The sequence below is a fragment of the Mesorhizobium sp. M1227 genome, from assembly GCF_040318315.1.
Lineage (GTDB): Bacteria > Pseudomonadota > Alphaproteobacteria > Rhizobiales > Rhizobiaceae > Mesorhizobium.
The window spans coordinates 81,366-106,071 of the sequence record NZ_JAMYLZ010000019.1; the positions used below are offsets into that span (position 1 = coordinate 81,366).

Here is a 24,706-nt window from a genome sequence, read left to right on the forward strand (position 1 = left end):
AGCGTTTTTGACCGGTCAGTAGCGATCCTTCGCGATGCCCTCCGACATCAAATACTCAGTATCACGCGTCGGCGTGGACCGCTGAAAAACCACCTGTGGCGGGCGTCGTTCGCTTGAGCGGCGGGTCACTTCCGTATCAATCGTCGCTGCCCGGCAGGTGGAGGACTTTATGTACAAGCTCTATACGCGTGCCAATACCGGCGGCTTTGTCGTCGAGGCGGCGCTCGCTTTGGCGGGCGTGCCTTTCGACCAGATCGACGTTCCGAAGGGCCGACCCGACCAGGCCTTTTTAGATATCAGCCCCTTGAACCAGGTGCCGGTCCTGATCTTGCCGGACGGACGCTCGATGACCGAATCGGCGGCGATCTGCATCCTGCTGGCCGAGCGCCACCCCGAAGCAGGACTGGCGCCCGCAGCAAGTTCGGCTGACCGCGCCGACTTCCTGCGCTGGATGTTTTTCATGTCCTCCGTCATCTATTCGGCTGACCTGCGGTTCTTCTACGCTCATCGCTACACGACCGATCCCCGGGGCGTGGACGCTGTCAAACAGGCGGCGGTCTCGGAAATGGATCGCAGCCTCGCCATTCTCGATGCCGCCCTCGACGGCCGCGACTGGCTGGCCGGCGACCAACTCTCGCTGGCCGACATCTATCTCGTCATGCTGGTGGCCTGGCATCCGGAGGTCGCGAAGGTTCCAACCGCTTGGCCGAACATCGAACGCCTGTGGGCCAATTTGCGGGAACATCGGGTGATGAAGAGGCTGAATGCTTCCCACGACATGTGGCCGGCCTAAGCACTCCGCCTTGTCTCAGTGTCTTTCCGCGCGGCCGAGCCCTGCCCGTCGTTCCTGCAGGAACCGGCGCACGGCCGGATCTCGTTCGAGGCCGATAGCCCGGTCATAGGCCTCGCTCGCTTGTGGAACTTTGCCGAGTCTGGCCAGCAGGCCCGCGCGGGCGGCCCAGTAAGGTTGATAGTCATACAGCCGCTTGTCGCCGCTGAGTTGATCAAGCGCGCCCAATCCTTCTGAAGCACCTTCGGCCTCGGCAATCGCCACCGCACGGTTGATCGACACCACCGGCGAGCCGGCAATCACCGACAGCGCGTCGTAGAGCTCCTTGATCGCGACCCAGTCGGTACAACCGGTCAGCCGCCGTGTCGTATGGGCGGATTGCACGGCGGCCTCGAGCTGGTAGCGGCCGACAACACCCTCGGCGGCCGCGCGCCCGAGCAGCGCCTCCGCTTCATCGATCAGGGTATCGTCCCACAATGCAAGATCCTGCTCGGCCAGCGGCACATAGTCACCCGCCGCATTGCGCCGGGCTGCACGCCGCGCCTCGGCGAACAGCATCAGCGCCAGCAGGCCGAGTGCTTCCGGCTCATCCGGCATCAGCGAGGCGATCAAACGGCCGAGCCAGATGCCTTCGGTCGCGAGATTGCGGCGCCGCGTTTCGGTGCCGGCCGGGTCGGACCAACCTTCGGCAAACGCCGCGTAGATCGCTTCCAGAACGGTGCCCAGCCGCTCGCCGAGTTCGGCCCGCTCCGGCACGCGGAACGGAATGCCTGTCTCGCGAATTCGCGTCTTGGCGCGCACCAGGCGCTGGCTCATCGTGGCTGGCGAGACAAGAAAAGCCGAGGCGATGGTCGCTGCGTCGAAGCCCAGGACCGTCTGCAGGATCAGCGGTGCTCGCACGCCGGCCTCAATCGCGGGATGGGCGCAGGCAAACATGAGCCTGAGCCGCTCGTCCGGCAGGTCTTCCTCGGCCATGCGCGCCTCCATCTCCTCGGCGATCAGTCTGAGGTGGTCGCGGCCCGCCTCGCGTGTCAGCCGCCGTCTGACCGCGTCGACGCGGCGCTTGCGTGCCACCGCCAGCAGCCAGGCTTCCGGCTTGTCGGGCACGCCCGCCTGTGGCCAACGCTCGAGCGCCGCTGCAAAGGCATCGGCCAATGCGTCCTCGGCAGCGGCCACGTCGCGCGTGCGTGCGGCGAGATAAGCGACCAGCTTGCCGTAGCTTTGCCGGGCGGCCGCTTCCGCCGCCGCCCGCGCAGTATCGGGCAATTCCGGCATCACATGGTGAGTTCCCAGATCGGCCGCACCTCTACCGTGCCGGTGCCGGCGCCCGGGCAGCGCGCCGCCCAGGCGATGGCGGCGTCGACGTCCTCCGCTTCGATCATATAGAAGCCGGCAAGCTGCTCCTTGGTGTCGGCATAGGGGCCGTCGAGCACGTTGGTCTTGCCATTGGCCATCCGCACCGAGGTAGCGGATTGCGTCGGCTTCAGCCGGTCGCCGGCGAGCCAGGCGCCGGATTTCTTCAGCGCTTCGGTGTAGGCGACGTACGCGCTCGACATCTGTGTCACCGCATCTGCTGGCGCGGCTGCCATCCCCGCTTCGTTTCCATAGATCAAAAGCATGTATCGCATGGTCTTCTCCCGTTTCTCGAAGGCCGCATCGTTGCGAGCCGGACTTATGTCGCGCGGCCCTGCCGGATTTCGACAAGCGCTGGAAAAATCTTTCTGCCGCGATGCGACCTCGCGCAAGCGCCAACGTGTTGCGGCACTGCTTAGCCGTTCGTCTAATCGCTGCTATTGCGGGTTGGCATTTCCCGCCCGCTGTCTAAACTCGCTTCGTGCCGCCGAGGAGGGCACGGCGGCGAATTTTCAGGGAGGAAATCGCATGCTCAATTTCAGAACGAAATTTGTTGCAGCCGGCGTGCTGGCGCTGTCGCTTGGCCTTGGCGCGGTATCGGTCAAGGCACAGGAATTCATCAACGTGCTGACCGGCGGCACGTCCGGCGTCTACTATCCGCTCGGCGTCGCGCTGTCGGAAATCTACGGCAAGGGCATCGAAGGCGCGCGTACTCAGGTGCAGGCGACGAAAGCGTCGGTCGAAAACCTCAACCTGCTTCAGCAGGGCAAGGGCGAGATCGCCTTTGCGCTCGGCGATTCCGTCAAGCTGGCCGCCGAAGGCAATACTGAAGCAGGCTTCCCAGGCAAGCTCGACAAGCTGCGCGGCATTGCCGCCATCTATCCCAACTACATCCAGATCGTCGCCAGCAAGGAATCCGGCATCAAGACGCTCGCCGATCTCAAGGGCAAGAGCCTTTCGGTCGGCGCGCCGGCCTCAGGCACCGAGCTCAACGCCCGCACGATATTTGCCGCTGCCGGGCTGAAATACGAAGACCTCGGGCGGATCGAATATCTGCCCTTCGCCGAATCGGTGGAGCTGATCAAGAACCGACAGCTCGACGCCACGCTTCAGTCGGCTGGCCTTGGGGTCGCGTCGATCCGTGACCTCGCCACCTCATTGCCGGTAAACATCGTTGCCGTGCCGGCGGAGGACGTCGCCAAGATCGGCTTGCCCTATCTTTCCGTGGTCATCCCCAAGGGCACCTACGAGGGCCAGACCGAGGATGTTGCGACCGCCGCCGTCGGCAATTTCCTGATCACCAGCGCCGATGTCTCCGACGAGACCGCCTACCAGATGACAAAACTGCTGTTCGAGCATCTCGACCAGCTCACCGCTGCCCACGCCGCCGCCAAGGCGATCGACCCGGCCAAGGCGCTCGACGGCATGCCAGTGCCGCTGCATCCAGGCGCCGAGAGGTATTACAAGGAAAAGGGATTGGTGAAGTAAGGAGCCATCCCTCCCCCTTGAGGAAAAGGTGAACAGCTGCCGAAGGCGAATGGACCGGTAGGGTCGGTTGAGGCCGTACACTGCCGCACCGACCCCACCCGCCTAGCTTCGCTCGCACCTCCCTCGGGGAGGGGAGCGCCCCGCCAGGAACCCCGCTAATGACCGCAACCCCGACCGTTCTTTCCCCCACAGCGGAAGCTCCTGTCGAAGGATTGCCGCCTGGCTTCGGCGAAGGCATCGCTGGCAAGGCGGCTTTTTTTATCGCCATCGCCTTCTCCATCTTCCAAATCTACATCGCCGCCTACGGCAGCCTACCGAGCCAGGTCATACGCGCCATGCATGTCGGCTTCCTGCTGCTGCTCGGCTTTGCCCTAATCGCCAATCTGCGCGCCAAAAGCGTCCCGGCGAAAGCAGTGTTCTGGACGCTCGGCCTGCTTGGTTTCGCCACCGGTCTGTACAATTGGGTGTTCTATGCCGACCTCATCCGCCGCTCCGGCTTTCTCACCACGCCTGACCTGATCGTCGGCGCGGTGCTGGTCGTGCTGGTCTTCGAGGCGGCGCGGCGGTTGATGGGGCTGCCGCTTGCCGTCATTGCCTTCATCTTTCTCGCCTACGCATTCGCCGGCAATCATCTGCCACCGCCGTTCATCCATCGCGGCTATGATTTCGCCCAGCTCGTCGACACCTTCGCCTACGGTACCGAAGGCATCTACGGCACGCCGATCTATGTCTCGGCCGCCTACATCTTCATCTTCGTCGTTTTCGCCGCCTTTCTTGAGCGCGCCGGCATGATCGCGCTGTTCAACGATTTTGCGCTTGGCCTGGTCGGCTCATGGCGCGGCGGCCCGGCGCAAGTCTGCGTGCTGTCCTCGGCGCTGATGGGCACCATTTCCGGCTCCGGCGTCGCCAATGTGGTGGCCAGCGGCCAGTTCACCATCCCGCTGATGAAGCGCTTCGGTTTCCGCTCGGCTTTCGCCGGCGCCGTCGAGGCGACCTCGTCGATGGGCGGTCAGATCATGCCGCCGGTGATGGGAGCGGTTGCCTTTATCATGGCCGAGACCCTGAACATCCCCTATGCCGCTGTGGTCAAGGCGGCGATCATTCCGGCGCTGCTCTATTTCGGCGCCTGTTTCTGGCAGGTGCACCTGGAAGCCGGCAAGGCCGGCCTGCACGGCATGGCCAATGCCGACCTGCCCAATCCGTGGGATGCGGTGAGACAACATTGGCCGCTGGTACTGCCTCTCGCAGCACTGATCTACCTGCTGTTTGCCGGCTACACACCGGTGTTCGCCGGCACCATGGGTCTGGCGTTGACCATTGTGCTTATCCTCGGCACGCCGCTGGCAGCATCGATCGGGCCTCTCGCCTTCCGCATCGTCTTCTGGCTGGCGCTCGGACTTGCCGCGGCTTCCTTCATGAAATTCGGCGTCAACATCCTCAGCCTGGTCATCGCAGTGCTGGTCGCCGCCTGCCTCACCTTCAAGGGCGGGCGCGAGACGCTGCGCATATGCGTGGATTCCCTTGCCGAAGGAGCAAAGAACGCGCTGCCGGTCGGCATTGCCTGCGCCATTGTCGGCATCGTCATCGGTACGTTGACGCTTACCGGCATCGGCTCGACCTTCATCGGCTGGATCATCTCGATCGGCGAGAACAATCTGTTCCTGTCGCTGCTTTTGACCATGCTCACCTGCCTGGTGCTCGGCATGGGCATACCGACCATTCCCAACTACATCATCACTTCGTCGCTGGCCGGGCCAGCGCTGCTGTCGCTCGGCGTGCCGTTGGTGGTCAGCCATATGTTCGTCTTCTATTTCGGCATCATGGCTGATCTCACCCCGCCTGTGGCGCTGGCCGCCTTCGCCGCCGCACCCATGGCCAAGGAAAGCGGCCTCAAGATCGGCGTCCAGGCCACCAAGCTTGCCATTGCCGGCTTCGTTGTGCCGTTCATGGCGGTCTATACCCCGGCGCTGATGCTGCAGGACCCCGGCCCGATCGCCGCCCAGTTCGGCTATCCCGTCGAGGTCGCCTATATCGTCATCAAAGCCTGCATGGGTATCGTCCTGTGGGGCGCCGCGGCCGTCGGATTTCTCGCCCGGCGCATGGCCTGGTGGGAACGCCTCGTCGCCTTCGCCGCCGGCGTGCTGCTGGTTGCGGCGCTGCCGCTCACCGACGAGGCGGGCTGGGCGCTATCCCTTGCCTGGATCGGCTGGCACTGCTGGCGCGCGCGGCAGGCTTCGCTGGCTAATTCAGCATGAGCCTCTGCATCGTCGCGGCCGGCAAGACGGTGACGCTCGCGGTCGCTGCCTTCACGCTCTCCTGGGTGCATTCGGTGGAGAAGACCCAGTGGCAGGAAGACTGGAAGGTGCTGCCGTCCGGCCTGCAATTGGTCGAGGCCCGCATCAAGGGATCGGGCGCCGGGATGGAGCCGCCGCAAGGCTCGGTGCTGAGAAACGGCTGGTGGGTCTATGCGCCCAAGGTCGGGCCACAGCGGCGCCTCGCGCTCGCCGCCTCGGGCGCAACGGGTCAGGGCTGGACGCTGTGCACGGCGCAGGACTGTCGCGAATTGGCCAAGCTGGCAGGCGGCACGATCTCGCTGGAGCCGTGCGGGCCGGAGGGCTCCAGCCAGCCGCGGTAGCGGACGATCATGCCGGCAAGCGGATGCGAGATCTCAACATGGAAGCGGAAGCGGCCATCCTTCACCGTTTCGTAGGAAGTCGAGCGTGGACCGAGCCACATCGGAAGCGGCAGGCCAAAAAAACTCCAGCGGCGCAAGACCAGCGCCAGCCGGCCGTCTGCTGCAACCAGCGCCATCGCGAAGGTCAGCGGGCCGAAGCGTTCGCACAGCAAGCGCTGCGATCGACCCCGGCCTGCGGACTGTAGGCTCGAAAAACTGTGCTTGCCGAATGTCCGGGTCCAGGTCTCGCCGTCCTTGTCGGTGTCGAAGCGGACATGAACCGGGATGTCCTCGCTTGCCCCGGGGGAGCCGACCGTCCAGGCCATTAGCCGGCCAAGAACATTGCGCCCGCGTTCGACGCGCGCGCGGCCTGCGGCCGTGATCGTACGGTCATGCATTGACCGAATTGCCTCGGGAAGGCCTTGCCAGGCGGCACCGAGCAGCTCGGCATAAAGCGGCTTGTCCTCGTCCGCCGCCCCGTTCCTGAAGCCGGTGTAGATTGTCCGCCCGGCGAACAGGGCTTCATAATCCCGGAGCTCCAAATCGCGCATCGCCGCCCGTGCGCCCGGCGCGGGCTGATGTCCGGCCAGCGCTTTGCGGACCAGCGCTTCGACCGCCATCGACGGGATCAGCGGCCCATCATTGCCCTCGGCCACGAGATGCCACGAGCGCTTGACGATGGCGCCCGCCCGGTCCGATCCCTCCACCTCGACGAACATGCCGCCGCGATGCTCGCCCCAGCGCAGCCGGTTCGTTGCCTGATGCATCAGCGGCGCCAGTGGCGAAAGCGAACCGATCAATCCGGCGCGTACAAGCCAGGCGAGGCCGATCAGGGCGCGGTGCAGCGTCTCGGGAACCGGCCCGGCGCCCATCCAGATGGTCTTCGCCTCCGGCCAAAGCTTGGCCAGAGCGCGCAGGTCCGGAACGTCGACCAGCGAGAACAGCGTGTTTCGAAGCGGCAGCCGGCCCGGCGGCGCGACGGAGTAGCGCAATTGCTCTGTGAACGGATGGCCTTGTTCGGGACGGCCATTACGAACAAGCCGCACCGGCTGACCGGCGTAACCGGCGATAGCCCGAATGACGTTCTCGCCGACTCCGGCAAAGGGCGACGGCGCGATGCCGCCGCGAATGCCGTCGACCCGCGTCAGGTCCGAAGACAGGCGACGCACCACTGCCGCCGTCAGCACCGGAAAGCTCGACACGCCGGACAGCACGAAGACGCCGGCGTTTCGCGCCGCCTCGTCGAACGCAGAGACACCGGCGACGAAATCCGAGCCGTCGGCTAGATCGAGATAGTTGATGCGCCGGGCGATGCAGCCCTCGATCAGGCGATAGCGTCCCTCGCCATAGGCCTGGAACGGACCGCTCGCGTCGACTACAATATCAGGCTCTAATGCAGCGAGTTGCGCGGCGAGATCGCCGTCACGGTCGAACAGTGCCGGCACCAGCTGGGCTGCTGTCGGGGCGCGCTTCTTGCAATACGCGTCAGCCTTGGCGAGCGAGCGCCCGGCGACAAAGAGGATCAGATGCGGCTCGCCCTCCAAAAGCTCGACAGTGCGACCGCCAAAGGTGCCATAGCCGCCGACGACAAGAACCTTCATCCGCAGTTCCCCCAACAGTTCCCCCAAAATGCCCCGCCCGCTCCCGGCCACGGCAACGAATCTAGCCGATCAATCTTGCCCTCACCTCGGCGGAAGGGATTTCGCAATTGTCTTTCTTGCCGAACAGGGCGTAGCGGTTCTTTGCGATGCGGCCGTAGAGCCAGTCGCGAAGCGGGCGCGGCAACAGCAGCAGGATCCGCGCCGACCGACACGGCCAGCCGAGTTCGGCCATGACGGCAACGAAACTGTCCAGGCGGGTGAAAGCCGCGCCATCGACGATGACGAGATTGGTCTCGTAGCGATCCGTCCGCAGCCCGTATTTCTTGAACAGCACCTCGCCGAACGGTGACTGCGCCGTTACGAAATGGAAGTGGCCCTTGCGGTCGAGCTTCACCACCATGCGCACAAAGCCCGAGCACAACACGCAGACGCCGTCGAACACGATCAACGGGCGACTTGCATCGAATTCCGGCGGTTCAGGAGAATGGTTCGGCTTGACGGTCACGTGGCGCCTGACAGCTGGTGTCAGATGAAACTAGGCCTGCCGGCGGCTGGATCAAAGCCCGGAATGTCAGGGCCTTGGCGTTGTCGCACGCCGTCTGTCGGTCAGCGCAGGGCGCTCGGCGCGATAGGTCGTTGACCGGTTGTCGGCGTCGGGCCGGCAGATCCGGCTGTCGTGACGGCTTTCCGTGGTCATCATCAGTGCACGCTGATCCCAAGCGTGTTGCCACGGCGCGCGCAGGCGGGGCCTGGGCCGCGCATATAATAGCGCTCAGGCCGATAGGTCGGAGCGACGAATTCGCGGATGGCGGCGGCATAGCCGGCGATTTGATTCCAGAAGCTCATTTTACTCGGTCCCTGTCCCGCTTCGGATGTCCCTTCCGAATTGCGGGGATCATAGCGTCCAGGCGTGAATAGTCGGTGAACGCGATGTTAATCTCTGGTCGAAAATGCCTTTGTTCATGGCTGGAATGCGGCTGATTCGCGGTGTTTCCATGCAGTCCGTCGGCATTTCGTCCAGTGTGACTTTTGCATCACATATGTTTCGCCTGAATGTCGCAGAGGCGCGGTTTTGTTTCAGGTTTTGCCGGACCGCGAAATTTCCGTGCACGCGGCCGGAAAACCAGGAACCGGCCCGTCAGCCGCACGTTGATTTCCCAGTGCCGGGACGAACCGGCTCCGCAGGCTGTGGTGCTCGGGTGGGCCGCAGCCAAAAAATCCGAAACCGCAAGAGCAATGGAAAGGCAAAGGCCATGGGTTTCTTTTCGAAGGATATCAAAACCCTCGACGACCTCTTCGTGCACACGCTGCGCGACATCTATTACGCTGAAAAACAGATCGAGAAATCGCTGCCGAAGATGATCGACAAGGCGAGTGATCCGCAGCTGAAAGCCGGCTTTGAGAAACATCTCGCTCAGACCAAGGGTCATATCCAGCGTGTCGAGCAGGTGTTCGAACTGCACGGCGTGAAGGCCAAGCAGGTCGACTGCCCAGCCATCGACGGCATTCTCGAAGAAGCCGACGACGTCAGCGGCGACATCGCCGACAAGGAGGTCCTCGACGCTGCGCTGATCGCCTCCGCCCAGGCGGTCGAGCATTATGAGATGACCCGTTACGGCACCCTGATTGCTTGGGCCAAGCAACTGGGCCGCAGCGACTGCGCCAATGTGTTGGCCAACAACCTCAAGGAGGAGCAGGCAACCGACCGCAAGCTTACCGAGATAGCGGAAAGCAAGGTCAACCTGCAAGCCGCCGAGTAGCGCAGTGAGCGAGAACAAGGCAAGGCTGGGTTGAAAGCCCGGACTTGCCTTTTGCGCCGCCGGAACCGGAACGGACTTTGCCCGTTCTCGGTTGAACATTGTCGTGCAGGGAGTTTGTCATGGCGCCGCGCCCGGCCTGGAGAGGGTATCTCAAGCTTTCGCTGGTCACTTGCGCCGTCGAACTGACCAATGTCGTCACCCACGCGGAGAAAGTCTCATTCCGCGTGCTCAACCGCAAGACCGGCAATACCGTCAAGCGCGTCTATGTCGATTCGGCAAGCGGCAAGCCGCTCGATGAAGGCGACGAGATCAAGGGCTACGAAATCGGCGACGGCGACTTCGTCCAAATCGAGGAGGAGGAGATCGAAGCCGTGCAGATCGAATCCTCGCACACGATGAGCCTCGATGGTTTCATCGAAAAATCCTCGATCCAACAGATCTATCTCGACGCGCCCTATTATGTGACGCCTGCGGACGAGGTCTCGGAAGAGGCCTTCGCCGTCATCCGCGACGCCATGGCCGCCAAGAAGACGGCGGGGCTAGCCCGCATTGTGCTCTATCGCCGCGAACGTCCGGTGGTCATCGAGCCGTTGGGCAAGGGTCTGCTGCTGACGACCTTGCGCTATGGCGATACGGTTCGCAGGCCCGAGATAGTGTTCGGCGACATCAAGACGGTGAAGACCGACGCCGAGATGATCAGGCTGGCCGAACACATCGTCGATGAGAAACAGGCGGCATTCGATCCTTCCGAATTCGAGGACAAATACGAAAATGCCCTGATCGAGCTGGTCCGCGCCAAGAAGGCCGGCAAGAAGGCACCGAAGGCCAAGGCGGAACCACGGCCCTCCAACGTCGTCAACCTCTTCGATGCGCTGAAGAAGAGCCTTTCGTCGGAAGCCGGTGCGCCGGCAAAGACCGGACGCCCGGGAAAAGGCGCCAAGTCCAAAGCCGCCCGGCGCAAATCTGCTTAGGATCCGCCCATGGCCAGCCTCGAGCAGTATCACGCCAAGCGCAATTTCAAGAAGACGGCCGAACCAGCCGGCAAGGTTTCGCGCGGCAAGAAAGCCGTGGCGGGTGGCATCTTCGTCATCCACAAGCATGCCGCCACCAGGCTCCACTACGACCTTCGTCTCGAGCATGGTGGCGTGCTGTGGAGCTGGGCCGTGACGCGAGGCCCGAGCCTCGACCCGCACGAAAAGCGGCTCGCCGTGCACGTCGAGGACCACCCGATCGACTATGCGCCGTTTGAAGGCACTATCCCGAAGGACCAATATGGCGGCGGCTCGGTCATTGTCTGGGACGAGGGAACTTGGGTCCCCGATGGCGAACCGGCAAGGGCGATGAAGAAAGGCCATATCAGTTTCGAACTGTATGGCCACAAATTGCATGGCGCCTGGCATCTGGTGCGGCTGAAGCCGCGTCGGGGCGAAAAGCGTGACAACTGGTTGCTGATCAAATCCGACGATGCCGCCGCGCGTCCGGGCGAGGACATTTTGCAGGAGGCGCCGCAATCGGTGAAATCCGGCCTGACCATCGAAGAGGTCGGCGAAGGCAAGACCGCCGACGGCAAGAAGCCAAGCGTCTGGCAGTCCGACAGGCCGGCCGCCAGCAAAGCGAAGGCCGTCGCGGCAAGGCGGCTGGAATTCATCGAACCGGCGCTCGCAACGCTGGAGCGGGACGCCCCGCCTGGCAAGGACTGGCTACATGAGGTGAAGTTCGACGGCTATCGCATGCAGGCGCAGCTTGCCGGCACCGAGGTGCGGCTTTTGACACGCGCCGGCCTCGACTGGACCGACAAATTCGGTGGCGCAATTGTCGCGGCACTTGGCGGCCTGAAATGCACCGATGCTATCATCGACGGCGAAATCGTCGTGCTGGCGCATAATGGCGTGTCGTCATTCTCGCTGCTGCAGCAAGATCTGTCGGCGGGCCGTACGGATCGTTTCATCTACTACGTTTTCGACCTGTTGCGTCTCAACGGTGAGGATATCCGTTCAGAGCCGCTGGTCGAGCGCAAGGAAAGGCTGCGCACTTTGCTCGCCGGACAGGCCGAGGATCAGGCCGTGCGCTTCAGCGACCACTTTGCCGAGCCCGGCAAGATCATGCTGGAGCATGCTTGCCGGCTGGGGCTCGAAGGCGTCGTCTCCAAGCGCGCCGATGCGCCCTATCGCAGCGGCCGTGTCCCGTCCTGGGTGAAGTCGAAATGTACGGCGCGCCAGGAATTCGTCATCGGCGGCTACATGCCGTCGGACAAGACCGGGCGGGGCCTGCGCTCGCTGCTGGTCGGCTATCACGAGGGCGGCAAGCTGCGCTATGCCGGCCGCGTCGGCACCGGCTTCACGGCCAAAAGCACCAACGAGCTGAAGAGGAGGCTTGATGCGCTGAAGACGACAACCTCGCCCTTCGACAGGGCGGTGCCAAGGGGCAAGGGGCTGGTCTGGGTCAAGCCCGAACTTGTTGGCGAAGTGGAGTTTCGCAGTTGGACGTCGGACCGTATAATACGCCACGCGTCGTTCCAGGGATTGCGCGAGGACAAGCCGGCGGAGGAAGTCGTGCAGGAGAAACCGAAAGCACGCTCAGCTCCGGCAGAGTCGACGCCAAAGCCCGCCAAACCCGCGGCCACGGCGAAAACCTCGGTTACGCTGTCCCGCCCCGACAAGCTTCTGTGGCCGCAGGAGAACGTATCGAAGCAGGATCTGGTCGATCACTACGCGCTGGTCTGGCCGCGCATGAAGCAATTCGTCATCAACCGGCCGCTCAGCCTCGTGCGGGCGCCGGACGGTGTTGGCGGCCAACGGTTCTTCCAGAAGCATGCCTCGGCCGGCATGCACGACAAGATCGCCGTGATGAAGGACCCCACCGACGGCGAGGAGATATTGTTCATCCGCGATTTCGACGGTGTCGTGGCCCTCGTTCAACTCGGCGTCGTCGAGATCCACATCTGGGGCTCGACCACGGACGAGCTGGAAAAACCAGACCAGATCATCTTCGATCTCGATCCCGACGAGGGTGTCGACGTGAAGGCGGTGCGTGCCGCGGCGCTCGATATCCGCAGCCGGCTCGACGAACTGTCCCTGCCTAATTTCGTCAAGACCTCGGGCGGCAAGGGCTATCATGTCCTCGTCCCGCTGAAGCCGTCGGCGGACTGGGACGAGGTCAAAGGCTTCGCCCATGAGTTCGCCCGAGCGCTCGAGCAAGCCGCACCCGACCGCTACACGGCGACGCTGTCTAAGAAGGCGCGCACCGGCAGGATATTCGTCGATTATCTGCGCAATGGCCGTGGCGCGACCACGGTCGCGCCCTATTCGTCGCGCGCCAAAAAAGGCGCCACGGTATCAATGCCGGTGACCTGGGCGGAAATCGAGGCCGGATTGCCGCCGAACGCCTTTCCGATCGGCGACAAGACGACGCTGAAGCGGCTTGGGCAAGCCGATCCCTGGGAGGATTTTTTCAAGCAGGCCAAGCCGCTCAAGCGCGGCTAGAGCAATTCCAGGAAAAGTGTGGAACGGTTTTCCGTCTGGGATTGCGTCAAAACAAAAAAGATAGAGCGGTTCGGTGTTTCCGTGAAACGACGAGCCGTTCTAGTGCGTCGAAGCGAGCCGTCAGGCGAGAAACGTCTTCTCGAACGCCTGCTTGCCTGTCGGCGAGAAAATCACCGCACGGCTGTCCTTCTCGCGCCGCGCCCATTTCTCGGCGAGGATCTTGTCGAGAATGGCGGCGCCCAGCGTGCCGGCGAGGTGCGAACGCCGCACGCTCCAGTCGAGGCAGGCCCGGCACACCGGTCGCCGCGCCTTGCCCTCGACATCGATGCCGATCGCGGCGAAATGCGAGGCGGCCGACGGCCCAAGCTGAATCTCCTCATCATCTCGCAGGAGCACTTGTCGAGCGACGAGACGGTCCAGCATCGCCACCGCCTGCTCGCCGGCGAGGTGGTCGTAGCAGACCCGCGCCACGCGCATGGCCGCGTCGCGTGGGCCAGGCCGCACTCGTTGCGGCCCGGCCGCAGCGGCAACACCTGTGATCGCCTCGATCATGCCTGCTACCTGCGGGCCGGCGAGGCCGTAGTAGCGATGCCGTCCCTGGCTTGCCAGCGTCAGCAGCCCGCCTTCCATCAGCTTCGACAGATGGGAGCTCGCTGTCGGAAGCGACACCCCGGCCTCGAGTGCCAGTTCACTCGCCGTCAGTGCCGTGCCGCCCATCAGTGCGGACAGCATGTTTGCCCGCGCTGGATCGCCCACCAGGCTGGCAATGCGGGCTATGTCAGGTCCTTCGCGCATGGTTCGTTCCTCATCGAAGCATCCTCGTCAGAAAAGCATTAGTCTCGATGCAAATCAAGGAGACAACGATGCCTGCAAGGACCATTCTCGGCGCCGCGCCTGCTCGCCGGCCGTTCCCGTTCATTGTCTTGCGGCGCTTGCGGCTGCGGCTCCTGAAGCGGTGGTACGACCGTCATCTGCAGCGTCTCGACCTCGCCGAGATCGACGATCATCTGCTGCGGGACCTTGGCCTGACACCTGAAGACGTCCGCCGCGAATGCGCGAAATCGTTCTGGCAGGCATGATCAGCGAAGGATTTGCCTAGCATATCGATCTTCGGAACGTTTCGATCCGGCTCGAACTGTGACCGCAAGAAAACATCCACCGCCAAGGAGGCGAAAATGACCATCACCTGCTTCATCCGCTACGAGATCGATCCGTTCGGCAAGGCGGCGTTCGAGGAATATGCACGCAATTGGGGGCAGGCGATCCCGCGCTGCGGCGCCGATCTGATCGGCTATTTCGCGCCGCACGAAGGCTCGGCCACCACGGCTTATGCCGCCTACAACATCGACAGTCTTGCGGCCTACGAAGCCTACCGCGCCCGGCTCGCCGCCGATCCCGCCGGTAAGGCGAATTACGAGTTCGCCCGGCGGGAAAAATTCATCCTGAAGGAGGACCGCACCTTCCTCAAGCTGGCCTCCGGGCCACATGCTCCTTTGGTGAAGCCATGATCGCCGTCATCTTCGAGGTCGAGCCGGCGGCGGGCATGCGCGATGCCTATCTCGGCATCGCCGCCGATCTGCGCCCACTGCTCGACGGCATCGACGGTTTCCTGTCGATCGAGCGCTTCCAGAGCCTTGCCGATCCGAACCGCATCCTGTCGCTGTCCTTCTGGCGCGACGAGGATGCGGTGAAGGCCTGGCGCAACACGCAGGAACATCGGCAGGCGCAGAAGGCCGGGCGCGGCGGTATCTTTGCGGACTATCGTTTGCGCATCGCTCATGTCGTGCGCGATTACGGCCTGACCGAACGCGCCGAGGCGCCTCAGGACAGCCAGGCGATGAATGGTTAAGGACTGTTAAGCATTCCCGATCAGCACCCCTGCCGCAAACACCAGCGCGCCACCTAGCACCACCTGGAAGGCGGCGCGCCAGAATGGTGTCTGCATGTAGCGGTTCTGCACGAAGGCGATCGCCCACAGCTCGAAGAAAACCACCACGGCGGCGACAATGGTCGCCGTCCAAAAAAGCGGGATGAGATAGGGCAGTGCATGGCCGAGCCCGCCCAGCGTCGTCATGACGCCGACAGTCAGCCCGCGTTTTGCCGGCGAGCCGCGGCCAGATAATTTGCCGTCGTCGGAAGCCACCTCGGTGAAACCCATCGAGATGCCAGCGCCGATCGAGGCGGCAAGCCCGACCAGAAAGGTCTGGAACGTATCATGCGTGGCAAAGGCGGCGGCAAAGATCGGCGCCAGCGTCGACACCGAGCCATCCATCAGCCCGGCCAGCCCCGGTTGCACATAGGTCAGGATGAACTGGCGCTGCTCGGCCGCCGCCTCTTCGTCCTTGACCGCGCCCGGCACATGCTTTTGCTCCAGCCGCTGCGCCAGTGTCTCGTGGCCCTGTTCTGCGATCGCCAGGTCGTCGAGCAGCTTTCGCGTCGACGCATCGCCTGTGCGTTTGGCCGCCTCGATATAGAACAGGTAGGCTTGGCGCTCCATGGCCTCGGCCTGGCTGCGCACATGATCGATGCCGAGCGGCCTCACCAGCCAGTCCGGCTTGCGCTCGTAATAGCCCTTCACATGTTCGCGCCGGATCAGCGGTATGCGCTCGCCGAAGCGCTTGCGGTAAAGCTCGATCAGCGAATCGCGATGGCCGTCCTCCTCCTCCGCCATCTCCTCGAACACCTTGGCCGATTGCGGAAAGCTCTCCGCCAGCCCGTCGGCATAGGCGCGATAGATGCGCCCGTCATCCTCCTCGGAGGAGATGGCGAGCGCCAGGATCTCCTGTTCCGAGAGCGATTCGAAGGGACGGCGGCCGAAGCCGAAAACGCGGGAAAGCATGAGAAATTCACCCTAGTTTAGAATAGTTCTAACTATGGCTTCGCGCGTCGCCGGTCAATCGTGTGCGCTCCACTCATCTGCTCAAAAGTATCGACTTCGAAACCGAACGAGGCATCGTTGCTATCGGCAAACGTTCACCTATATAATCGAATCTGAACCAAGAGAAAGGAACCCGCAGATGCTGGAAAAACAGCAGCCGTTTGACCCCAAGCCGGTTCTCGACCTGATCGCTAACATCGAGGCGGACTTGCAGCGCCTGAAAGGGCTGGTCGAGCAGCAGGTCGAAAAATTTGATCCCGCCAATCCGCATAACAAGGCTCCCGACGGCAAGTTGACCGAGGAGGGCGTCGAGTGCTGCTATCGCCTGTTCGACGAGGGCAAGTCGCGCTATTCGGTCGCCCAACAGATGAAGATCTCCTTCGCCGCTGCCACCCATCGCTTCAACACCTGGCGCAAGATCGGCGGCCCCAAACGGCAAAAGACGCTGTTGGGGTAGGGGCGGCCGGCAATGCCGGTAAATCGGCAGCGATTTGTCGAAATGACGAATGCATGGCGGAGGGCGGAGGAGAGGTGGGTGACAGTCACGCCCCACTCCTGCCTCCAAGTCGAATTGTAACGGTCACATTTTTCATTGGTGCGCGGCCTCCCTTTCCGTGCACCATAGGCAGTCTCATCTCTTGCAGGACCCAGCCATGATCAGCCCTCCCGGCATCGCCGATATTCACAGTGCAGCAGCGCGATTGTCCGGACTGATCGTCGAAACGCCGCTGATCGAATCGCCGGAGTTGAACAATCGCTTCGGCGCCAGGATCCTGTTCAAGCCGGAGACGTTGCAGCGCACCGGCTCGTTCAAGTTCCGCGGTGCATACAACAAGCTCTCCTCGCTCTCGGCGGAAGAACGCGCCCGCGGCGTCGTCGCCTTCTCGTCGGGTAATCACGCGCAAGGCGTTGCCGCCGCAGCGGCGATGTTCGGCGTCAGGGCCGTCATCGCCATGCCCGCCGATGCGCCGGCGATGAAAGTCGGCAATGTCAGGAAGATGGGCGCGGAAGTGATCATCTTTGACCGGGTCCGCGACGATCGCACTGCCGTCGTCCGTTCTTACGTGGAAAAGGGCATGGTCCTGGTGCCGCCCTACGACGATCCGGCCATCATCGCCGGCCAGGGCACGATCGGCCTCGAATTGATGCGCCAAGCAAGAGCGCTTGGCGTCAGCCTCGATGCGGTAGTGGTTCCCTGCGGCGGCGGCGGGTTGAGCAGCGGCATTTCGATCGCGGTCAAGGATGTCCCGCCGGGCACCGCCGTCTGGGCCGTGGAACCCGAGTATTTCGACGACACACGCCGCTCGCTTATCAAAGGCGCCAGGGTGTCGAACGCGCCCGGCCACACCTCGATCTGCGATGCCCTTCTCGTCGCCGAGCCGGGCGCCATCACTTTCGAGATTAACCGCAAGAATCTCGCGGGCGCCATCGCCGTTTCCGACAAGGCGGTGGCACAGGCGATGCGCGATGCGATGGCTTGTCTGAAGCTGGTGGTCGAACCCGGCGGTTGCGTCGGCTTGGCCGCGCTGTCGTCAGGCGAGATCGACCTTGCCGGGAAATGCATTGCCGTGGTGCTCTCCGGCGGCAATGTCGATCTCAGCACCTATGCCGAGATCATTGCTGCCAGCTAAGATAGCAACCAATTCCAGGTCATGTGCCGGTTCGAGGCGCTCGAGCCTCCGTTGCGCCCAGCCGAACCGGTACCCTTCAAAGACTGAGATCAATGAAACTGTTCTTCAGCCGCAATCCCAATCCTCGCCTCGCGGTCGCGGTGGCACGGTATCTCAACGTCAAGGTCGAGTTTGAATTCGCCTCTCCCTTCGCTCCGGGCCAGGCCGAGCGATTTCGGCCGCTCAATCCAAATCTTTCATTGCCCATCCTTATAGGTTCGGGAAAAAGCCTATGGGAGGCCGACGCCATAGCCTGTCGGCTTTCGCGCGATATGCATTCGGATTTCTGGCGCGCTGGCGACGACGAGCCCGAGATGATCCGATGGCTGAGTTGGGGGAAAGAGAACTTCGCAAGAGCCTGCGATGTCGTGCATTTCGAACGCGGGACCAAACAGCGCTATGGGCTCGGCCCGATCGATCAGGCGCGGGTTGAGGAGGGCCTGAGCGACTTCCGCACGGCCGCTGCCATACTTGATGCCGAGCTTTCCCAGCGAGAATGGCTGGTCGGCGCTTCGGTTTCCTATGCCGACTTTCGAATGGCGACGTTTCTGCCCTTCAACGATGTCGCCCGATTGCCGCTCGATGACTATCCCTCTGTCAGTCGCTGGTATCTTAAACTCGAAGAAATCGACGCCTGGCGCGATCCCTTCGAAGGGCTCAATGCGCCTGAATTGACACCGGTCCCGGGCCAGGCCAAGTCCGTGTAAATCTCGATCATTTGCACAAGCGGATCGAGTTCGACCCTAATCCAGCGTCCGGCGGAACCGCACCAGCGCAATACCGGCGAACAGCGCCACGAACACCACCAGCCAGCCGATTTCCGTTGCCACCGCCGGCAGCTCGGCGCCCTTCAGCATCACCGCGCGGATGATGCGCAGGAAATGCGTCAGCGGCAGCACCTCGCCGAAAATCTGCGCCCAGTCCGGCATGCCGCGATAGGGAAACATGAAGCCGGACAGCATGATCGACGGCAAGAAGAAGAAGAAAGTGAGCTGCAGGGCCTGCATTTGCGTGCGGGCGATCGTCGAGATCGTGTAGCCGAGCAGCACCAGCGCCAAGACGAAGATAAGGACCGCCGTCAACAGCAGCGACATCGACCCGGTGAAGGGGATGGCAAACAGAAGCTTCGAGGCTGCCAGCACCACCAGTACCTGCACGGCGCCGACCGCCAGATAGGGCAGCACCTTGCCCAGCATTATCTCGAGCGGGCTGGACGGCATCGCCAGAAGGTTCTCCATCGTGCCGCGCTCGGTCTCGCGCGTCAGCGCGATCGAGGTCATCATCACCATCGTCATCTGCAGGATGACGCCGAGCAGGCCGGGCACGATGTTGTATTGTGAGACGGCTTCCGGATTGTAGCGCCGGTGCACCACCACCTGGAGCTGGCCCCGGGCAGCTTCGGCCGCCGTCTCCTGCATACCGCGTGCCCTGAGCAGCGCCTGATTGGCGACGGTGCCGAGCGTCGAGATGGCGCCGCTGGCGACGGCCGGGTCGGTCGCATCCGCCTCGATCAGGATCTGCGGGCTGTCGCCGCGCTCGACCCGTCGGGCAAAATCGGCGGGAATGGTGACGACGAAGGCGACGTCGCCGCGCGCCATCAGGAATTCGGCTTCGGCGGCACTTTGCGCAACATGGTCGAAGCGGTAATAGCCGGTGGTCTGCAGCGCCGAAACCATGGCCCGCGTGTAAGGATCGCTGCTCATCGTCACCAGCGCTGCCGGCAGGCTCTTCGGATCGTTGTTGATAGCATAGCCGAACAGCACCAGCTGCATCAGCGGTACGCCGAGCATCATGGCGAAGGTGATGCGGTCGCGCCGCATCTGGATGAACTCCTTGATCAGCAGCGCGCCTAGCCTGGCGAACGAAAAGATGCTGTCTATCCCATTTTTCATCCCATGTTGTCCTTCGAACCGGACATGAACTGGATGAACACATCTTCCAGGCTGGTCTCGCCGGGCGTCACCGTAACGCCCTCGTGCTCTTTCTCGACATCGGCGAGCGCTGCCTGAAGTGCCGTCCTGTCGGAGCCGACGACATGCAGCGTCGCGCCGAACGGCGCCACCTGGTCGACGCCGGGGCGGCCATGAAGTGCGGCAGCGACCTGATCGAGCCGCGGCCCTTGCAGGACGAAGGTGGTCAGCCCGGCATTCCTCACCACGTCCTCGACCGTGCCGGTGGCCAGCATCTTGCCGTAGGAGATGTAGCTGATGCGGTGGCAGCGCTCGGCTTCGTCCATGTAGTGGGTGGAGACCAGCACGGTCAGGCCGCCGCTCGCCAGCCGGTGGATCTCGTCCCAGAATTCGCGTCGCGCTTTCGGGTCGACGCCCGCCGTCGGTTCATCGAGCAGCAGCAGTTTCGGCTTGTGCATGATGCAGGCGGCCAGCGCCAGCCGCTGCTTCCAGCCGCCGGACAGGGTGCCGGCCAACTGGTTCCTGCGCGATGTCAGGCCGAGCTCCTCAAGCGTCTTAGCAACGTGCTCGTCGAGCGGCTTCAGCCGGTAGAGCCGTGCCACGAATTCGAGATTCTCGCCGATCGTGAGATCTTCGTAGAACGAGAATCTCTGCGTCATGTAGCCGACTTCGCGTTTGATCCGCAGGCTGTCGGTGCGGATGTCGAAGCCCAGAACGGTGCCTTCGCCCTCATCCGGCGTCAGCAAGCCGCACATGATGCGGATGGTCGTCGTCTTGCCCGAGCCGTTCGGCCCGAGGAAGCCGACGATCTCGCCCTCGGCCACAGCCATAGTCACATGATCGACGACGGTCTTGTCGCCGAAGCGTTTGACCAGGCCGTGCACGTCGATGACGTTCATTTTCCGATGTCCGCCAGATCGACGTCGACGATCTGCCCGGGCTGCAATGCGCTGGCGTCGCCCTCCGGCCGCGCTTCGACCAGATAGACCAGCTTTTGCCGGGTCTCGAGCGAGTAGATCACCGGCGGCGTGAATTCCGGATCCGGCGACACGTAGCTGACGCGAGCCTTCACGCCCGATCCGCAGCCGTCGCAATGGACGTTGAGCAGCGTGCCGACGTCGACCGAGGAGAACGCGCTTTCCGGCACATAGACGCTGAGCTTCACCGCGCCATCCGGCAGCATGGAGATGACCGGCGCGGTCGGCCCGGCCGTGTCGCCAGGATAGCGGATGACATCGTTGACCCGGCCGGGCGAGGGCGCCGTCAGCACGCGCTTCGACAGCCGCCATTGCGCTTGCTCCAGCGCCGACTGCGCCTGCCTGACCTGATTGTCGGCGGCCTTGATCGTCTCCGGCCGTGCCGGCAGGCCGCCGACGGCGAGATTGGCCTCCGCCTGGCCGACCTGCGCGTTGGCCGTCTCCAGCGTCGCGGAAGCCGTGTCGTAGTCGGCCTGTGTGCCGGTGCCGCGTTTGAACAGATCGCTGGCGCGGATGTAACGGCGTTTGGCGTCGGCGGCTTGCGCCTTGGCCATGTCGAGCTGCGCCTTGAGCACCGCAATCTCTTCAGGCCGCTTGCCGACCTGCAGGTCGGCAAGTTGCGCCTGGGCCTGCGCAAGGGCCGCCTCGGCTTGTGCGATGGCGATCTTGGCGTCGGCGTTTTCCAGCGTCACCACCGGCGTGCCGGGCGCGACGCGGTCGCCGCGCTTGACCGCAATCGTCTCGACCTGCGCCACCTCGATCGGCGCGAGCAGGACGTAGTCGCCCTCGACGTAGCCGACGGCGAGCGGTGCTCCCGGCGCGCAGGCGCTGAAAAGCTGGGCGGCAAGCGGCAAAGAACAGAGCAGGCTCATGATCCACGATCCTTCCGGACAGCCAAATCGCGCCGAGCCAAAATCGCGCTGAGATTATCCGTCACCACCGCCGCGATCTTTCCGGCCTCGTCATTGCCGATCTCGCGCCAGCCCATGCGGCGCATAACCGCCTCGCGGCCGATGCGGAAATAGACGACCTGGCCAATCAGCGTGAACACGGTGAGTTTTGTGCGCTCGCTCTCGGCCGGCTCGCCCGTCGCCTGTTCCCAGATCAGGCAGAGCCGGTTATGCGCCGGTTCGAACACGCCGTCATAGATACGGTCGAGCGCCGCGGTAGGATGCGACAGCTCGCGCAGGACGAACTGTACAATCTCGCCGGCTTCCGGCCTTGCCGCGATGAAGGCGACCATCCGCTCCAGTGCGACGGCTAAATGTGCCCGCGCGGCCTCGGTGTCGGCCAATGCCGCGACCGGCGCCTGCAGATTGCCGATCGCCTGGCCGGCAACGGTCTGGATGGTGTCGACGATGTAGTCGGCCGCCGCGTTGCGGAGCCCTTCCTTGCCGCCGAAATGATAGGCGATCGAGCCGATATTGGCCTTGGCCTCCGCCGCGATCTGGCGCGTCGAGGTGCCGTCGAAACCTTGCCGTCCGAACAGTTTCAACGCCGCGCGGACAAGTGCCGCCCGCGTCATATCGGCGGCGGTCTTGGGCGCCTCATGAGGAAGGCCGCTGGCGCTGGGCGATTTGATCATGGCCAACAATTTAATCAATCGAATGATTAAAGTCAAGTGCGGTCAAGCGGCTTGCCAACTCTGGCCGTGCGCGCTTTAGTGCCTGGCCATGGGCAAGGAAATCGAGCGTAAATTCCTGGTCTCAGGTGAGGAATGGCGGGCAATGGTCGAGGCGGACATTCATATCCGTCAATTCTATCTTGTCGCCGAACCCAGCCGTACGGTTCGTGTTCGCATCAGCAACGATGCGGCCGCCAAGCTGACGCTCAAGTTCGGCAGCCAGGCACGCGAGCGCGATGAATTCGAATATCCGGTACCTTTGGCGGAGGCGCAGGAGATGCAGGCCTTTGCCATCGGACATGTCATCGAGAAGACACGCCACCATGTTAAACATCGCGGCTATCGCTACGAAGTCGATGTCTTCGGCGGGACGCTTGCGGGGTTGGTGATCGCCGAGCTCGAGACGCCGGATGATATACAGGACGAAATGCTGCCACATTGGCTCGGCCGTGAAGTCACCGGCGAGCCGAGATTTTACAACGCGTCGCTCGCCCTTGGGGGGATTCCGGAGATCGTCGCATGAGCTTTCGTATCGATCCGCGCATGTCGCTGACCGGAGAGGTCAGGCGCATCCTCGCCGAGGAGATCGGCAAGGTGATCGACCATCTGAACGCGGCGCGTGACAGGCCCGAACCGGGGCTGCACAAATGCCGCAAACGGCTGAAGAACGTCCGCGCCTTGCTGCGCCTTGTCCGTTCCGGAGACGAAACATTCTGCGTGACGGAGAATCAGTGCTACCGCCAGGTGGCGGCCCTGCTTGCCGGCCCGCGCGAGGCGACCGCGCTGGTCGAAACAATCGACCGGCTGGCGGCAAGCTTTCCCGAGCAAAGTGCCGGCGATGGCCTCGGTGCCGTCCGTGACAGGCTCGTCGCGCGCCAGCATGAACTGCATGGCGGAGCAGGCCTCGATGCTGCGATAGGCGCGGCGATTTCCGCTTGCGAGGAAGGTGTCGCCCGGATCGACAAGCTCGCTCTGCCCGACAAGCCGGAGCAGGCTGCCGACGTGCTCGCCGAAGGCGCGCGCACCACTTTGCGCCGTGCCAGGAAAGCGCTGGACAAGGCGGCTTCGCGCGGCGAAGCCGATGACTTTCACGACCTGCGCAAGGCGGCCAAGACGCATGGCATGCACCTGTCGCTGCTCGGCCGGCTGTGGCCGACGCCGATCAAAACGCGGCGCAGGGCCGTCGACGAATTGGGCGAGCGGCTCGGCGAGCTGCACGATGTGTTCGTCATGCGCGCGCTTCTCGATGCCGAGGACCAGCCACTCGGTCCTGCTGAAGAGACGCGGTTGCTTGCCAAGCTGCTGAAGCGTTCGGAAAAGAGCCTGAAAAAGACCTGTCTCGCCGAGGCGGCCGAGCTTTTCGGCGACAGCCCGAAGCGCTCGACGAGGAAGTTCGCCCGTAAGGCGCGCGAAGATCTCACAGTTGCGCACGAAGACGCCGGCACGCCTGGCGTGGGCTGATCATGGTCTAACTTGCCGCCCTGTGGTAATCGCCGTCTGGCATGACCGAGCCCGGCGACACGCTTCTGGACCGACTTGGCCGCTGGCTTGCCGGCCGGCTGCAGGAGGAATCGTCCGGCTACGAGCCTTACACGCCGTCGGACGCCGAAACGTTGCGCCGCACGCTCGAGCCCGGCGACATCCTGCTCATCGAAGGCAACCAGAAGATCTCGGCGGCGATCAAATACCTCACCCAGTCGACCTGGTCGCATGCCGCCTTCTATGTCGGCGATGCATTACCGGAGCCGGAGGACGGATCGGAGCGGCGGCGCCTGATCGAGGTCACGCTCGGCGATGGCTGCATCGCCGTGCCGCTGTCGCGCTATCGCAGCTACAACACCCGCATCTGCCGTGCGAGTGGCCTGGCTCCAGATGACCGCGAAGCGGTCGTCGCGTTCATGATCGGCAGGCTCGGTCTCAGATACGATCTCAGGAACATATTCGACATGCTGCGCTACTTCTTGCCGACGCCGCCGGTGCCGGTGCGCTGGCGCCGCCGCATGCTGGCTTTCGGTTCCGGCGACCCGACGCGCGCCATCTGCTCGTCGCTGATCGCCGAGGCGTATGGCCTGATCCGCTACCCGATCCTGCCGGAGATTACCCGGGCGCCTGGCCGTGCCTCGGCCCAGTCGAGCTATTCGCGCAGGGAAATCCTGCACATCCGCCATCACTCGCTCTACACGCCGCGCGATTTCGACCTGTCGCCCTATTTCCGTATTGTCAAGCCGACGCTGGAATACGGCTTCGACTACCGGCAGATGGTCTGGGATGACAAGGTGGCGAACAAGACCGCCGAATAGCGGCTCGATCTTGTGTTGCGGCCGATACTCAGGGGTAAGAAGCTCAGTCAGACTGGCTGCCGCCAACAGCCCGGACTCGGTCGTTCTGCATTTTGACCTAGAGCGGTTCCTGATTTGACGGAATCGAAGGGGATTCCGGATCAGTCGGTTTTGTGATTCAAGATGCTGGCTGGAGTGGAGGCCAGCATCGGATGACGCG

General features: G+C 63.4%; 27 protein-coding genes. 16 read left to right on the forward strand and 11 right to left on the reverse strand.

The window, feature by feature from the left end; all coding sequences use genetic code 11:
- Positions 1-169 precede the first annotated feature (169 nt).
- The gene (locus NKH28_RS21260) at positions 170-793 is read left to right on the forward strand and encodes a glutathione S-transferase family protein (RefSeq protein WP_352539792.1); all 624 of its coding nucleotides are present in this window, start codon (positions 170-172) and stop codon (positions 791-793) included.
- 15 nt (positions 794-808) lie between these two features.
- Here the strand turns inward: NKH28_RS21260 and NKH28_RS21265 are convergent, their stop codons facing one another.
- Both NKH28_RS21265 and NKH28_RS21270 read right to left on the reverse strand, forming a co-directional pair.
- Positions 809-2,065, reverse strand: coding sequence for an RNA polymerase sigma factor (locus tag NKH28_RS21265; protein ID WP_352473579.1), 1,257 nt, complete (start codon positions 2,063-2,065; stop codon positions 809-811).
- Entirely contained in the window at positions 2,065-2,418 is a 354-nt protein-coding gene (locus NKH28_RS21270) for a YciI family protein (protein WP_352684006.1), read from the reverse strand. Before NKH28_RS21270 ends, NKH28_RS21265 begins: the two co-directional genes overlap by 1 nt.
- 253 nt (positions 2,419-2,671) lie before the next feature.
- Between NKH28_RS21270 and NKH28_RS21275 the strand changes: the two genes are divergently transcribed.
- The 3 genes from NKH28_RS21275 to NKH28_RS21285 all read left to right on the forward strand — a co-directional run bounded on the left by NKH28_RS21275 (position 2,672) and on the right by NKH28_RS21285 (position 6,266).
- Entirely contained in the window at positions 2,672-3,631 is a 960-nt protein-coding gene (locus tag NKH28_RS21275) for a TAXI family TRAP transporter solute-binding subunit (RefSeq protein ID WP_352473580.1), read from the forward strand.
- A gap of 158 nt (positions 3,632-3,789) precedes the next feature.
- Positions 3,790-5,886: a TRAP transporter permease gene (locus NKH28_RS21280; protein ID WP_352980346.1), complete on the forward strand. Its 2,097-nt coding sequence runs from the start codon at positions 3,790-3,792 to the stop codon at positions 5,884-5,886.
- The gene (locus NKH28_RS21285; RefSeq protein WP_352451865.1) at positions 5,883-6,266 is read left to right on the forward strand and encodes a DUF1850 domain-containing protein; all 384 of its coding nucleotides are present in this window, start codon (positions 5,883-5,885) and stop codon (positions 6,264-6,266) included. The genes NKH28_RS21280 and NKH28_RS21285 overlap by 4 nt, the downstream gene beginning before the upstream one ends.
- Here NKH28_RS21285 and NKH28_RS21290 read toward each other — a convergent pair.
- The 3 genes from NKH28_RS21290 to NKH28_RS21300 all read right to left on the reverse strand — a co-directional run bounded on the left by NKH28_RS21290 (position 6,155) and on the right by NKH28_RS21300 (position 8,752).
- Positions 6,155-7,906, reverse strand: a complete 1,752-nt coding sequence (locus NKH28_RS21290; RefSeq protein WP_352980347.1) for a saccharopine dehydrogenase family protein — start codon at positions 7,904-7,906, stop codon at positions 6,155-6,157. The genes NKH28_RS21285 and NKH28_RS21290 overlap by 112 nt on opposite strands.
- 61 nt (positions 7,907-7,967) lie before the next feature.
- A complete protein-coding gene (locus NKH28_RS21295) occupies positions 7,968-8,411 on the reverse strand; it encodes a thiol-disulfide oxidoreductase DCC family protein (protein ID WP_352473583.1) in 444 nt (147 codons plus the stop codon).
- A gap of 194 nt (positions 8,412-8,605) precedes the next feature.
- Positions 8,606-8,752, reverse strand: coding sequence for a hypothetical protein (locus NKH28_RS21300; RefSeq protein WP_023718851.1), 147 nt, complete (start codon positions 8,750-8,752; stop codon positions 8,606-8,608).
- Between the two features lie 407 nt (positions 8,753-9,159).
- Here NKH28_RS21300 and NKH28_RS21305 point away from each other — a divergent pair, with 407 nt between their 5' ends.
- From NKH28_RS21305 to ligD, 3 genes are all read left to right on the forward strand, one after another.
- On the forward strand, positions 9,160-9,666 hold the full coding sequence (locus tag NKH28_RS21305) for a YciE/YciF ferroxidase family protein (RefSeq protein WP_352473615.1): 507 nt from the start codon (positions 9,160-9,162) through the stop codon (positions 9,664-9,666).
- A 119-nt stretch (positions 9,667-9,785) separates the two neighbouring features.
- Complete coding sequence (gene ku / locus NKH28_RS21310; RefSeq protein WP_352980348.1) at positions 9,786-10,637, forward strand: non-homologous end joining protein Ku; 852 nt, start codon at positions 9,786-9,788, stop codon at positions 10,635-10,637.
- 9 nt (positions 10,638-10,646) lie between these two features.
- Complete coding sequence (ligD, locus tag NKH28_RS21315; protein WP_352980349.1) at positions 10,647-13,148, forward strand: DNA ligase D; 2,502 nt, start codon at positions 10,647-10,649, stop codon at positions 13,146-13,148.
- Positions 13,149-13,268: 120 nt separating this feature from the next.
- Here ligD and NKH28_RS21320 read toward each other — a convergent pair whose 3' ends face one another.
- Positions 13,269-13,943 (reverse strand): ArsR/SmtB family transcription factor, encoded by a 675-nt coding sequence (locus tag NKH28_RS21320; RefSeq protein WP_352539797.1) that lies wholly within the window; start codon positions 13,941-13,943, stop codon positions 13,269-13,271.
- 68 nt (positions 13,944-14,011) lie between these two features.
- On the opposite strand from NKH28_RS21320, the gene NKH28_RS21325 reads away from it, so the two are divergent.
- The 3 genes from NKH28_RS21325 (at position 14,012) to NKH28_RS21335 (ending at position 14,997) form a co-directional block, all read left to right on the forward strand.
- Complete coding sequence (locus NKH28_RS21325; protein ID WP_352683672.1) at positions 14,012-14,227, forward strand: DUF1127 domain-containing protein; 216 nt, start codon at positions 14,012-14,014, stop codon at positions 14,225-14,227.
- A gap of 96 nt (positions 14,228-14,323) precedes the next feature.
- The gene (locus NKH28_RS21330) at positions 14,324-14,656 is read left to right on the forward strand and encodes an NIPSNAP family protein (protein WP_352684016.1); all 333 of its coding nucleotides are present in this window, start codon (positions 14,324-14,326) and stop codon (positions 14,654-14,656) included.
- On the forward strand, positions 14,653-14,997 hold the full coding sequence (locus tag NKH28_RS21335; RefSeq protein WP_352684018.1) for an antibiotic biosynthesis monooxygenase family protein: 345 nt from the start codon (positions 14,653-14,655) through the stop codon (positions 14,995-14,997). The genes NKH28_RS21330 and NKH28_RS21335 overlap by 4 nt, the downstream gene beginning before the upstream one ends.
- A gap of 6 nt (positions 14,998-15,003) precedes the next feature.
- Here NKH28_RS21335 and mbfA read toward each other — a convergent pair whose 3' ends face one another.
- Positions 15,004-15,987 (reverse strand): iron exporter MbfA, encoded by a 984-nt coding sequence (mbfA, locus tag NKH28_RS21340; RefSeq protein ID WP_352473594.1) that lies wholly within the window; start codon positions 15,985-15,987, stop codon positions 15,004-15,006.
- Between the two features lie 178 nt (positions 15,988-16,165).
- On the opposite strand from mbfA, the gene NKH28_RS21345 reads away from it, so the two are divergent.
- From NKH28_RS21345 to NKH28_RS21355, 3 genes are all read left to right on the forward strand, one after another.
- Positions 16,166-16,483: a hypothetical protein gene (locus tag NKH28_RS21345; RefSeq protein ID WP_352451855.1), complete on the forward strand. Its 318-nt coding sequence runs from the start codon at positions 16,166-16,168 to the stop codon at positions 16,481-16,483.
- Between the two features lie 196 nt (positions 16,484-16,679).
- Positions 16,680-17,657 (forward strand): threonine ammonia-lyase, encoded by a 978-nt coding sequence (locus NKH28_RS21350; RefSeq protein WP_352980350.1) that lies wholly within the window; start codon positions 16,680-16,682, stop codon positions 17,655-17,657.
- Between the two features lie 92 nt (positions 17,658-17,749).
- The gene (locus NKH28_RS21355) at positions 17,750-18,403 is read left to right on the forward strand and encodes a glutathione S-transferase family protein (protein ID WP_352980351.1); all 654 of its coding nucleotides are present in this window, start codon (positions 17,750-17,752) and stop codon (positions 18,401-18,403) included.
- Positions 18,404-18,439: 36 nt separating this feature from the next.
- Here NKH28_RS21355 and NKH28_RS21360 read toward each other — a convergent pair whose 3' ends face one another.
- From NKH28_RS21360 to NKH28_RS21375, 4 genes are read right to left on the reverse strand one after another with little or no spacing between them, the layout of a single operon-like run.
- Positions 18,440-19,576 carry an ABC transporter permease gene (locus NKH28_RS21360; protein WP_352473617.1) on the reverse strand — a complete coding sequence of 379 codons (1,137 nt, stop codon included), beginning with the start codon at positions 19,574-19,576 and terminating at the stop codon, positions 18,440-18,442.
- Between the two features lie 8 nt (positions 19,577-19,584).
- Positions 19,585-20,505, reverse strand: a complete 921-nt coding sequence (locus tag NKH28_RS21365; RefSeq protein WP_023679007.1) for an ABC transporter ATP-binding protein — start codon at positions 20,503-20,505, stop codon at positions 19,585-19,587.
- Positions 20,502-21,455, reverse strand: a complete 954-nt coding sequence (locus tag NKH28_RS21370; RefSeq protein ID WP_352817890.1) for an HlyD family secretion protein — start codon at positions 21,453-21,455, stop codon at positions 20,502-20,504. The genes NKH28_RS21365 and NKH28_RS21370 overlap by 4 nt, the downstream gene beginning before the upstream one ends.
- The gene (locus NKH28_RS21375; protein ID WP_352817952.1) at positions 21,452-22,168 is read right to left on the reverse strand and encodes a CerR family C-terminal domain-containing protein; all 717 of its coding nucleotides are present in this window, start codon (positions 22,166-22,168) and stop codon (positions 21,452-21,454) included. Before NKH28_RS21375 ends, NKH28_RS21370 begins: the two co-directional genes overlap by 4 nt.
- 88 nt (positions 22,169-22,256) lie before the next feature.
- Here NKH28_RS21375 and NKH28_RS21380 point away from each other — a divergent pair, with 88 nt between their 5' ends.
- From NKH28_RS21380 to NKH28_RS21390, 3 genes are read left to right on the forward strand one after another with little or no spacing between them, the layout of a single operon-like run.
- Positions 22,257-22,730 (forward strand): CYTH domain-containing protein, encoded by a 474-nt coding sequence (locus NKH28_RS21380; RefSeq protein WP_352473606.1) that lies wholly within the window; start codon positions 22,257-22,259, stop codon positions 22,728-22,730.
- Positions 22,727-23,668: a CHAD domain-containing protein gene (locus NKH28_RS21385; RefSeq protein WP_352770216.1), complete on the forward strand. Its 942-nt coding sequence runs from the start codon at positions 22,727-22,729 to the stop codon at positions 23,666-23,668. The genes NKH28_RS21380 and NKH28_RS21385 overlap by 4 nt, the downstream gene beginning before the upstream one ends.
- Positions 23,669-23,709: 41 nt before the next feature.
- Positions 23,710-24,507 carry a C40 family peptidase gene (locus tag NKH28_RS21390; protein WP_352980352.1) on the forward strand — a complete coding sequence of 266 codons (798 nt, stop codon included), beginning with the start codon at positions 23,710-23,712 and terminating at the stop codon, positions 24,505-24,507.
- Positions 24,508-24,706 lie beyond the last annotated feature (199 nt).